This is a genomic window from uncultured Meiothermus sp. (genome assembly GCF_937863175.1).
Taxonomy (GTDB): Bacteria; Deinococcota; Deinococci; order Deinococcales; family Thermaceae; genus Meiothermus.
Genome location: NZ_CALMCQ010000462.1, coordinates 1 through 11052 on the forward strand (window position 1 = coordinate 1; position 11052 = coordinate 11052).

The 11052-nt window shown below is 58.1% G+C and carries 12 protein-coding genes; 3 read left to right on the forward strand and 9 right to left on the reverse strand.

The window, feature by feature from the left end:
• The 6 genes from Q0288_RS17200 to Q0288_RS17225 all read right to left on the reverse strand — a co-directional run.
• On the reverse strand, window positions 1–416 hold a 416-nt coding region (locus Q0288_RS17200; protein ID WP_299433375.1), incomplete at its 3' end, for an amidohydrolase family protein.
• A 36-nt stretch (window positions 417–452) separates the two neighbouring features.
• Window positions 453–1799: a serine hydrolase domain-containing protein gene (locus Q0288_RS17205; protein ID WP_299433378.1), complete on the reverse strand. Its 1347-nt coding sequence runs from the start codon at window positions 1797–1799 to the stop codon at window positions 453–455.
• Window positions 1796–2455: a hypothetical protein gene (locus tag Q0288_RS17210; RefSeq protein ID WP_299433381.1), complete on the reverse strand. Its 660-nt coding sequence runs from the start codon at window positions 2453–2455 to the stop codon at window positions 1796–1798. Before Q0288_RS17210 ends, Q0288_RS17205 begins: the two co-directional genes overlap by 4 nt.
• 87 nt (window positions 2456–2542) lie before the next feature.
• Window positions 2543–3928 (reverse strand): NAD-dependent dihydropyrimidine dehydrogenase subunit PreA, encoded by a 1386-nt coding sequence (gene preA / locus Q0288_RS17215; RefSeq protein WP_299433384.1) that lies wholly within the window; start codon window positions 3926–3928, stop codon window positions 2543–2545.
• Window positions 3929–3994: 66 nt separating this feature from the next.
• Window positions 3995–4378 carry a four helix bundle protein gene (locus Q0288_RS17220; RefSeq protein WP_299433387.1) on the reverse strand — a complete coding sequence of 128 codons (384 nt, stop codon included), beginning with the start codon at window positions 4376–4378 and terminating at the stop codon, window positions 3995–3997.
• A gap of 27 nt (window positions 4379–4405) precedes the next feature.
• Window positions 4406–5737 carry an NAD(P)-dependent oxidoreductase gene (locus Q0288_RS17225; protein WP_299433390.1) on the reverse strand — a complete coding sequence of 444 codons (1332 nt, stop codon included), beginning with the start codon at window positions 5735–5737 and terminating at the stop codon, window positions 4406–4408.
• A 321-nt stretch (window positions 5738–6058) separates the two neighbouring features.
• Between Q0288_RS17225 and Q0288_RS17230 the strand changes: the two genes are divergently transcribed.
• From Q0288_RS17230 to lon, 3 genes are all read left to right on the forward strand, one after another.
• Window positions 6059–6181 (forward strand): hypothetical protein, encoded by a 123-nt coding sequence (locus Q0288_RS17230; protein WP_299433393.1) that lies wholly within the window; start codon window positions 6059–6061, stop codon window positions 6179–6181.
• 76 nt (window positions 6182–6257) lie between these two features.
• Window positions 6258–6473, forward strand: coding sequence for a hypothetical protein (locus tag Q0288_RS17235; protein WP_299433396.1), 216 nt, complete (start codon window positions 6258–6260; stop codon window positions 6471–6473).
• A gap of 198 nt (window positions 6474–6671) precedes the next feature.
• Entirely contained in the window at window positions 6672–9056 is a 2385-nt protein-coding gene (gene lon / locus Q0288_RS17240; RefSeq protein ID WP_299433399.1) for an endopeptidase La, read from the forward strand.
• Between the two features lie 274 nt (window positions 9057–9330).
• Here the strand turns inward: lon and Q0288_RS17245 are convergent, their stop codons facing one another.
• The 3 genes from Q0288_RS17245 to Q0288_RS17255 all read right to left on the reverse strand — a co-directional run bounded on the left by Q0288_RS17245 (window position 9331) and on the right by Q0288_RS17255 (window position 10896).
• A complete protein-coding gene (locus tag Q0288_RS17245) occupies window positions 9331–9600 on the reverse strand; it encodes an endonuclease domain-containing protein (protein WP_366914805.1) in 270 nt (89 codons plus the stop codon).
• Window positions 9601–9851: 251 nt separating this feature from the next.
• Window positions 9852–10130 (reverse strand): helix-turn-helix domain-containing protein, encoded by a 279-nt coding sequence (locus Q0288_RS17250; protein WP_299433402.1) that lies wholly within the window; start codon window positions 10128–10130, stop codon window positions 9852–9854.
• A 70-nt stretch (window positions 10131–10200) separates the two neighbouring features.
• The gene (locus Q0288_RS17255; protein ID WP_299433405.1) at window positions 10201–10896 is read right to left on the reverse strand and encodes a hypothetical protein; all 696 of its coding nucleotides are present in this window, start codon (window positions 10894–10896) and stop codon (window positions 10201–10203) included.
• Window positions 10897–11052 lie beyond the last annotated feature (156 nt).

Below are 11052 nucleotides of genomic sequence, written 5' to 3' on the forward strand. Positions count from 1 at the left end.
CGGAGCTGGGCCCCGGCCCTGGGGTCGAATTTGGTGACGGCCATGTGGAAGGTGTAATCGCAGTAGCTGTTGCCCTCGGCCTTGCTCTTCCAGAGGTGGTAGCCCTCCAAGGTATCGTCGTTGCGGCTGGGACAGCACATCTCGATGTAGGTGGTGGTACCCCCCATCAAAGCCGCCCGGGAGCCAGTCTGGTGGGTATCCTTGGCAAAAGTGGCCATGAACGGCAGGTAGATGTGCACATGAGGGTCTACGAAACCAGGGAAGACGTACTTTCCCGAGGCGTCTATTACTTCTGTTCCCGGCGGCACATCCAGACTCTGGCCGATGCGGGTGATGGTATCACCCTCGGCATAGATGTCGGCCTTGTAGCGAGCGTCTGCAGTGATGATTTCGCCGTTCTTAACCAGTAGTCCCATAGCTGCCTCCGTTGTTGGGATAGCTTATAGCTTTCTCTACCGCTGGGCGTAGAGCCTTCCGCCTGTCCTCAGCCACACCATCTGCCCGGCTGTGTCCCGCAGGATTTCCAGCTTGCCACCCTTGCCGTCGCCCTCGGTGATGTGCAGTCGCTCGTTTTCCAGGAGTTCCAGCCGCGCAGGCGGCAGCGGTGGCGGTGGCGTGGTGGTGACGCTCGACACGTCCCCCGGAAGAATCCGGTGCCACAATGAGCCTTCGTCCAGGTACACCTCGACGGTCGTTCCGAAGGCATGACCCACATACTTGCCAACGTAGACCCGCAACTCCTGTTCGCTGGCGTTCACGGCCTTCGGCTCGGGGGCTTTGAGATCCAAATACTGCTCGTTGATCCAGGCGTTCAGCTCACCGTGTAGGAACCCGCCTTTTTGAGCGTTGGTCAGGATGACACAGGCGAAATTGCGCGAAGGAACCAGCCAGAAAGCGCTCATCTGCCCGTTGGCCGCGCCGCCGTGGAGGATGGCGCGAATCCTGTTACCGTCTTTATCCAGCAGGTCGCGCATCCACCAGGTCACGCCAAAGTCGTCGTCGAGCTGGCCTTTGGCGGTGACTTGCTGCATGGCTTGGACGGATTCGGGCGAGATCACCCCCAGGCCGCCTTCCAGATGCACTCGGGCATATCGGAGCATCTCGCAGACCGTGGAATTCACCCGACCAATGGGGCCAACCGCCCGCGCAAAGGCCCACGGCTTGCTGATCCGGAACTGCTCGCACTCGTCGAGGAAGTGCCCCACGCAGTGCCGATGCAGGATGGCCTCGTGTGGAAAAAAGCTGGAGCGCTCCATCCCGAGAGGTTCAAACAACATATCCCGCGCTACCTGTTCGAAGGTCTTGCCCGTCAGCACCTCAATCACCCGGCCCGCGATCCCGAAGCCCGCGTTGTTGTAGTGCCAGAGCGAGCCGAGCGGGGTGATTTGGGGCATTTTGTCCACACCCGCCACGTACTTTTGCAGCGCATCGTCACCGTCGCCGGTGTTGCCAAACAGGTCGCCCACCCAGCCACCGGTGTGGTTGAAGAGGTGGCGCATGGTGGCGGTTTGGGCCACCTGGGGGTCGGCCAGCTTGAGTTCGGGCAGGTAGTTGATAACAGGTTTGTCCAGCTCGAGCTTCCCCTCCTCGACCAGCCTCATCGCCAGCGTGCCGGTCATGGTTTTGGTGTTGGAGGCGACCTGGAAGAGTGTGTCTCGGGTGACCTCGAGCGGGTCGAACACGTTGGTCACGCCCTCGCAGACATAGGTTTCCACGCCGTCTTGCAGAATGCCCACCGCCACCCCAGGGACGCGGTAGCGGGCCATGAGTTCGGAGAGTTTGTGCTCGAGGTCAGTCATAGGCTAGTATCTGTCGTGGGATTCTCCTTGCTCTCAGCTTGATTGCTATGCTTTATCGTGTATTGCAAATCTCTGTTGATCTTGTCAAACAGATCCGTATCAGCCTGCATGGCTAAGACCTTAGCAAGTTGCATCTCTCTATAAAACTTATCTGTAAGTTTCGACCAAGAGAAGGATGCGAGAAAAACAACCGTCAAACTAAGCAGGCATACCACTAAAGCAATTGGCAAAGCCTGATCTCCACCAACTCGAGTCAATACAAACACAGGAGCTGTTATCGCGATGAGGAGAAAGTTGATGGCCGAAGAGCGACTGAGTCGTATTCTCGAGTAGCGATTATCCAGGTAGCTGGCCAGCCAACTGCTGTTCAGCCTGGTTTGAACCACCAGCCCGACCGAAAAGCCGTCTGTGATGTACTGTGCTCTGCGCTTTCCCGAGAGTCGTTTGACCAAACTCTTTCCTACCCAGTTATCAATAAAAACTCCAATCGGATAGGCGATGGACAACGTAAGCACAGATAACAGGGGGCTCAGACCTGCAATCTTTTCTCCATTAATCCATTTATAGTCGAGAACGGTTAGTAGCAAAAAACCCATCCAGATAACTGTCTGGATTCCAATTACCAAGAACTCTGTAAGAACTGCGGTTGTGCTCATAACTCACGTGTGAGGAGGACTTATAAACCCCCTCCAGATTGCTGGTACAGAAAGGCAGTATTGCATACATCCCTAGGGTTGCGGCATCTAATGGATGTCAATCCCCACCTCGTCCCGATACCGCTTCATGGCTTCCCAGTCGGTGGTCACCTCGGCCTTGCTCTTGCTCAACTGATCCCAGGTCACCGGGGTGCGGCCCGAGGGCACCTCCACCATCTCGATGCAGTCTTCCACCGGGCAGACGTTGTAACAGAGGCGGCAGCCCACACAGTCTTCCTCACGCACCACCGGCTCTGGGCGGGTGCTCACCGCTTCGTGCCTGCCATTGCTCCGCATGTCGTAGCGGTAGGGCAGCACCACCTTCCCCCCTGCGTCCACCAGATCAATGCACTGGTGGGCGGTATCGTTGCAGGCCACGTAGCAAAGGTTGCACTGGATGCACTTGTCGGGGTTGATGCGGGCCACCGCGCGGAAGGAGAGGTCGAAGTCCTTGAAGTCGGAGATGCGGTGGAGGCTCTTGCCCACCACCTCGTCAATGGTCTGGAAGCCCCTGGCGTCCATCCAACCGTTCAAGCCATCGCACAGATCCTCGATGATGCGGAAGCCATAGTGCATCACGGCAGTGCAGACTTGCAGGTTAGACGCGCCCAGCAACAAGAACTCGGCGGCATCCTTCCAGGTCGAGATGCCACCCATGCCCGAGATGGGGAGGCCCGACTTGCGTACCACCTCGTCCACACCCAGCGAGGAAAGCATGTTAAGAGCGATGGGCTTGACCGCAGGCCCCGCATAGCCACCGTGACCGCCTTTACCACCAATACTGGGGGTGATCTCGAGCGTATCCAGATCCACCGCCACAATCGAGTTAATGGTATTGATGAGGCTGAGGGCATTGGCCCCGGCTGCAATGGCGGCCCGTGCGGGTGGGACGACCGAGGCCACATTGGGCGTGAGCTTGACGATGACGGGAATCCTGGCCACCTCCATCACCCAGCGGGTGATCTGTTCGCAGTACTCGGGCACCTGCCCCACTGCCGCGCCCATCCCACGTTCACTCATGCCGTGCGGGCAACCGTAATTAAGTTCGATTCCATCGGCTCCGGTGTCTTCAATCTGGAGGATGATCTCGCGCCAGGCCTCGGGCGTAGACTCGACCATGGCCGAGACAATGACCGCTCGGTCGGGCCAGTTGCGCTTCACATCGCGGATTTCCTGGAGGTTGACCTCGAGGGGCCGGTCTGAAATCAACTCCACGTTGTTGATCGCCAGCATCTTCTGACCACCGTAGTGCCAGGCCCCGTAGCGATTCGAGACGTTGAGCACCGGAGCCCCGATGGTCTTCCAGACTGCCCCACCCCAGCCGTACTCGAACGCCCGGTGAACCTGTGCCCCCGAATTCGTAGGAGGAGCCGAGGCCAGCCAGAACGGATTGGGGGATTTGATGCCTGCGAAATTAATCGTGAGGTCTGCCATGATTGACTCCTAAGGGCGGGGAAAGAGAAAAGTGGAAAGTGGAAAGGAAAGGCAAAAGAAAGCAGCTTATTTTGTCTGTTTCCTCTGGGTTTGGATGGAGGTCTTGAGGCCGCTGATGATTTTGGATAGTTGGCGGCAGTGCTGGGAGAGTTTCTCGAAGTCGGATTCTGAGATGTACTCAATATCGAGAGCGACATAGAGTTGGGAACGGACTTCGCCGCAGGAGGCTTTGGCGATCGCCAGGAACTGGTGGAACTCATTGCGGTTGCCGCGCTCGTAGCCTTCAGCAACGTTGGACATGATGGAGACAGAGGCACGTTGAATCTGGTCTTTCAGGCCGTAGTCCTTGGCGAACTCGCCTTTACGCGAAACTTTGTATATGTCCCTGACCAATACTCGAGCCTGTTGCCAGGCGATCAGGCTTTCAAATCCTTCCACTTTCCGCTCCATACGTTCCTCTTTCCACGCCTTTTGCATTCAGTCGTCTGCCGCGACGCCGACACTCGGCACGAGCTTGCGGTGCATAGCAAATGCCGCCAGCTTCCCGTCCTGTACCGCCATCACCGTCGAGGCCGAACCTTTGGCCCGCACACAGTCGCCCCCCGCGTAGACGTTCGGCTGGCTGGTCTCGAGGTCTTCGCTCACTTTGAGGTAGCCCTTCTCGGTCTCGAGGCCCAATAAACTTGCCACCGCTGGCTTCGCCTGCCCGATGGCCTTCACGATCTGGTCGCAGGGCAGCACAAACGCCGAGCCCGGCACCGGCTCTGGGGCCGGGCGGCCCGAAGCATCCGGCGCTCCCAGTGCCATCCGCACACATTTCAGACCCGTGACCCGGCCATCTACGCTGATGACCTCCACCGGCTGGGTCAGGAAGCGGAAGTCCACCCCTTCATTTTTGATGAAGCTGTACTCATGGGGGTAGGCGGTCATCTCCCGGTCGGTGCGGCGGTAGACCACCGTGACCCGCTCCGCACCCAACCGCCGGGCAACCGTGGCCGCGTCCACGGCCGTGTTGCCCGCTCCAATCACGATGACGTTGCTTCCGATGGTCATCTCGTGGGGGTTCATCTTGGAGGCTTCGATGTACTCGAGGCCATCCAGAATATGCTCCTCGCCTGGAATCCCCATCGCGGGCACCACCCCCAGCCCCACGCTCAGGAATACTGCATCAAAGCCCGACCTCACCTCGTCCCAGGAGAGGTTCTTGCCCAGTTCCATCTGGGTTTTGATCTTCACACCCAGCCGCCGAACCATCTCCACCTCGGCCTGCGCCACCTCTACTGGCTCGCGTAGCACGATAATGCCGTAGGTCGAGAGGCCGCCCGCGAGTTCGCGCTTCTCGAAGACCGTCACACTGTGCCCCAGTTTGGCCAGCTCGCCTGCGCAGGTCAGGCCCGCAGGCCCCGCCCCGATCACCGCGACCTTTTTGCCTGTGGGAGCGCCGGGCTTGAACACCTCAATCCCTCGCTCGTACACATGGTCGGTGGCATAGCGCTGCAAGCGACCGATGGCAATGGGCTTGTGGTCGGAGCCCAGCACGCAGGCCCCTTCGCACAGTTCCTGTACGGGACAGACCCGCGCACAGGTCGCGCCCATCAGGTTGGCCTCGAGGATCGTCCGCGCCGATCCCACCACGTTCTCGGTGGCGATTTTCTTGATAAACCTGGGAATGTCAATGTGCGTCGGGCAGGCGTGGGTGCAGGGCGCGTCGTAGCAGTAGAGGCAACGGTTGGCCTCCACCAGCGCCTCGTGATCGGTCAGGGGTGGGTAATACTCGGTCAGAACTTCCTCGGGTTTGATGATCTGCACGCTTCCTCCTTTACCATCGGGCCGGGCCGACTTTGTAGCTACAGCAAAGGCAAAGACCTTCTCGGTGACGGCTTGATCACTAAGAAGGTTCGTGCTCTCACGGGAGCCGATTTAACCTGGCTGGTTTGCTAACTGGAATATACGAGCCAGGTCAGAACGTTGTCAAGCACACGATTCGCAGTTGGACCCCCAAAGCCTGTGCAACCTGGGGAGTGAATTTCCAAAACCCCTGCATCCAAATTCAGCCGATTGTGTCTAGAGTGAAACCAAATTACTCTGTTATGTCTTGACTTAAATCACCTTATGCTATATACATATTTTATGGCACTCAAACGAACCACACCCAATACGAAAGCCGCCCGCGACTTACTAGTGGATATTGCCACCGGCGCGATTGCCGCTTTGTTGCTGGTTGTTTTTGCCCTGCTGGTGCCCAGTATCTGAGTTCGCCGGGGCACCTCGAGGCTAATTCTGCCTCCTCACCGCCACATTAAAGCCCATTAGGCCGTACAATTTTCCTGTGTACGAGACACTTGAAGGTTCGGTTTTGCAGAGCCAGATCACCAGTATTCATGGGGTGGTTTTCTACGAGGTGGTGTTGCAAACCGGCGCCGCCGCCCGTCGGCTGCGCTTTCAGGATACTTTTCTGAACCCTGCCCCCAGAGCCGGTGAGTATCTGAAAATTGAACTCATTTTGGGGAACGTAAGTGAGGTCCGGCGAATCCCCGCTCCTTGACGGCCGTAGTGGGTGGTTAAAGATGATCCTATTCGGAAACCGGGCTAAACAAATCTTGAGTGAGGTATACTCAAGTAGCCTAAGTGTAAGATTTGACCCTATCCCGGTTCCCCCACCTTATAAAATCAGAACATATATCGCTCCCATCCCGCCGAGAGAGCGACGAACCCCAGGCGGAACTCAGGAGATAGATATCTTATGCGTTTAGAACTGCCGGTCATTCCACTGCGAAATACCGTCATCTTGCCGCATACCACCACCCCGGTGGATGTGGGCCGCGCCAAAAGCAAGCGTGCGGTCGAAGAAGCAATGGGTGCCGACCGGCTGATCTTCCTGGTAGCACAGCGCGACCCGGAAGTGGACGATCCCACCCAGGACGATCTCTATGTGTGGGGGGTTCAGGCTGTGGTAAAGCAGGCCATGCGCCTGCCCGACGGCACTTTGCAGGTGATGGTCGAGGCCCGCGCCAGGGCCGAAGTTAAGGACTACATCGCCGGGCCTTTTCTGCGGGCCAGGGGCGAGGTCTACTCCGAAATTTTTCCTGCCGACGAGACCGTAACCCGCGTGCTGGTGGAAGAGCTCAAGGACGCTTTCGATAGATATGTTGCCGGCCATAAGTCGCTGCGGCTGGATCGCTATCAGCTGGAGGCCGTGAAGGGCACCACCGACCCGGCTATGCTGGCCGATACCATCGCCTACCACGCCACCTGGGCGGTGGCCGAGAAGCAGGAGATTCTCGAGCTGACCGAGATTGAGACCCGCCTCAAGAAGGTGCTGGAATTTCTCAGTCGGGATCTGGAACGCTTCGATCTGGACAAGAAGGTGGCCCAGCGGGTTAAAGACCAGATGGACACCAACCAGCGCGAGTATTACCTGCGCGAGCAGATGAAAGCCATCCAGAAAGAGCTGGGTGGAGGCGAAGACGGCCTTAGCGACCTGGAGGCATTGCGCAAAAGGATCGAAGAATCCGGGATGCCCGAGGCGGTACAGACCAAGGCTCTCAAGGAACTGGATCGGCTCGAGCGGATGCAGCAGGGCAGCCCTGAGGCCACCGTGGCCCGCACCTACCTGGACTGGCTGACCGACGTACCCTGGGTCAAAGCCGACCCCGAGGTGTTGGATATCGCCCGCACCCGCCAGATTCTGGATGAAGACCACTACGGCCTCAAGGATGTGAAGGAGCGCATCCTGGAATACCTGGCGGTGCGCCAGATGACGGCCCACCTGGAGGTGCGCAACAAGGCTCCTATCCTGGTGCTGGTGGGGCCGCCGGGGGTCGGCAAGACCTCGCTGGGCCGCTCCATCGCCCGCAGCATGAACCGCAAGTTCCACCGCATCTCACTGGGCGGGGTGCGCGACGAGGCCGAGATTCGCGGCCACCGCAGAACGTACATTGGGGCCATGCCAGGCAAACTAATTCACGCCATGAAGCAGGTGGGGGTCGTCAATCCGGTGATCTTGCTGGATGAAATTGACAAGATGAGCGCAGACTGGCGCGGCGACCCCGCCAGCGCCATGCTGGAAGTGCTTGACCCCGAGCAAAACAACACCTTTACCGACCACTACCTCGACGTGCAATACGACCTCTCCAGGGTCTTCTTCATCACCACCGCCAACACCCTGCAAACCATCCCCCGCCCGCTCCTGGATCGCATGGAGATCATCGAGATTCCGGGCTACACCAACCTCGAGAAAGCCTCCATCGCCAAACAGTACCTCTGGCCCAAACAGGTCAAGGAGGCTGGAATGGATGGCAAAATTGAGGTCACCGAGTCTGCCATCATGCGGGTCATCAACGAGTACACCCGCGAGGCCGGGGTGCGGGGGCTGGAGCGCGAGATGGGCAAGATTGCCCGCAAGGGGGCCAAATTCTGGCTGGAAGGCAACTGGGAAGGCCCGCGTTCGGTGGATGCTCCCGAAGTACCCACCTACCTGGGCATTCCGCGCTTCCGCCCCGACAAAGCCGAGACCGAGCCCCAGGTTGGCACCGCCCAGGGACTGGCCTGGACCCCTGTGGGCGGCACCCTTCTTACCATTGAGGTTGCTGCTGTCCCTGGCAGCGGCAAGCTCTCGCTGACCGGCCAGCTCGGCGAGGTGATGAAGGAGTCGGCCCAGGCTGCGCTGACCTATCTGCGTGCCCATGCTGCCGATTATGGCCTTCCCGATGACTTCCACAACAAGGTAGACCTGCACGTGCATGTCCCCGACGGGGCCACCCCCAAGGACGGCCCCAGCGCGGGCATTACCATGACCACTGCCATCGCCAGTGCCCTCAGCCGCCGACCGGCCCGCATGGATATCGCCATGACCGGCGAGGTCAGCCTGCGCGGTAAGGTAATGCCCATCGGGGGTGTGAAGGAAAAGCTACTCGCCGCCCACCAGGCCGGTATCCACCGGGTTGTACTCCCCCAGGACAACGAACCCCAGCTCGAGGATCTGCCCAAGGAAGTGCTGGAAGGGCTGGAAATCAAGATGGTAGAAGACGTGGGAGACGTGCTTAAGTACCTCCTGCTGCCCGAGCCCGCCATGCCTCCGGTGGTACAACCCGGCGACACCCGTCAGCAACCCGGCGCGGGCGCGTAAATCCACCCGTATCAACCCCCTCGCTTGTTTGCCGGAGGGGGTTTTCACGTCTCCGAGACCAGGCGCAGCGACTTGAGCCCGGGTTGGCTGCGCTGCTTTCAGAAGGCCGTCATCGAAGTCCCTCCCGACTGTTTACACATAGCTGGGGGTTCTGACGGACGCCCTCCCGCTCCACTTCGGAGCGCAGCGAGTCCCGGATTACCAGGGCTACTTCCGTTTTGCGATGGCCTCGGCGGTTGTCACCGGGTTAATGGTACCGAACCCCAGGCCCTGTCTAGCGCTCAACCGCCCTGGTAAGTTCCTGCCCAATCTGCCAGCACATGTCTTCCCCACTGCTCATCACGTCCGCGTTGCTGAAGCGCACCACACACAGTCCCAGCCCTTCCAGATAGGGCGTCCGCTCCGCGTCGTAGGCTTGCCCCTCCGGGGTGAAGTGCGCCTTACCGTCCATCTCGACCACCAGCTTTGCACTGGCGCAGTAGAAGTCGGCGATGTACGGCCCGATAGGTCGTTGAGGCAGCCAGCGACGCTCTTGGTTTCGCAGTCAGTCGTACCAGACTTTTCGCTCAGCAGGGGTCATCTCTTTGCGCAGCCGACGAGCCTTCGAGACGTTGGTTTTCACATAGGGCAGGTTTCGCGGCAGGAGACATGATCCCCCACCGCTGCGTCGAGCCCCTTGCTCAGGGGGCAAGCCACACCCCAGCCTTGCTCCCCTTAACGAGAGGGGTGGCCCGTAGGGCCGGGGGGATTGCAGCTAGCCACTTCCCTAGCTGTGGGGGTCTTGGCGCGGGCAGGTCAGCTCAGCTCGAGGCGCAGCTTCTTGCCCAACACCGCAGCCACCCGTCCCAGGGTTTGCAGCGTGACCGAGGGGTTGTCTGGGTCGAGCAGGCGGTCTACGGCGGCGCGGCTGGTGTTCATCTGAGCGGCCAGGGACGACTTGGTGATGTTCTGGCGCTTCAGTTCTTGGTTGATCTGGAAAACCAAGACGCGCTTGGTGGCAACCGCCTCCACATCGCCCAAGATGCCCTCTTCGGCGAGGAAGTCGTCAAGGCTGCTGCCAAACCGTTTGCTCATAGACGGATGGTCGTATCAAAGACGGTGCGCTCGGTAGAATCGCGGGGGCAAAGAAACTCAGATAAATCTTTCAATACTGCTTAATTCGTCCCGACAACACAAGTATCAAACTGGCAAATGCATCTGGGGCCTCACGCAGTGTCTTAAGTGCATTCTCAACGTTTATCTTATATTCTGCCTTGATATGATCTTCAACTTCAACACTGGCTCTGTGAAGTCGATCAACAATCAAATCGATCTCTTCCTTATACCGTTCGTTAAACGAGGAGACCACTAAAGTCATCACCATAATGGTGTAGATAGCAGCTATAATCCACTCAAAAAAGGTGATAATTTTTGCTGTTGTCCCGTCAGGTGCAATATCAGTGAAGTTGACATGGAAAAGGCTCATGCTCAGAAAGAGAAAATCGAGGAAATTAGCCCCTGCTGCTCCTGAGTATTCGTGGGGATAATTCTTCCAAAGGCCGTAGTGTAGAAATGCGAAGACAATAACAGTTAAGAGCAATGTAAAGATAACTCCCAAAAGGACATGTGGTAAGTAGGCTCTTCTACGCTGAAAATCCCGTAGGTTTGTTGCAAAGAATAATAAAGCTCTATTCAACAGAAGACTCATAGCAAGTTTTTGCTGAGGACTTGTCTTGCTGTCTTTGTTTACTTTCGATGTCTTGGGGGTTTTTACGCGAGAACGCCTCTCCTCAGACCTTAGCGGCCTTTTTGTCTCAACCGTTTCTTCACGTTTTGCAGTCGTTTCCTCAAGCGTATACAAACTTCTGAGGAAATCCGACTGCAGCAATGCTGTCAGTACAGGGGCACTGATGGCTAAAAAAGCAATGGGTTTGGTCGCTTGCTTAACCCTAGCGTAATAGTGTGAACTTACCCCGAATTGAGTCAGTAGCGGTTAAGCCTCCAGAATAGGAGGCAG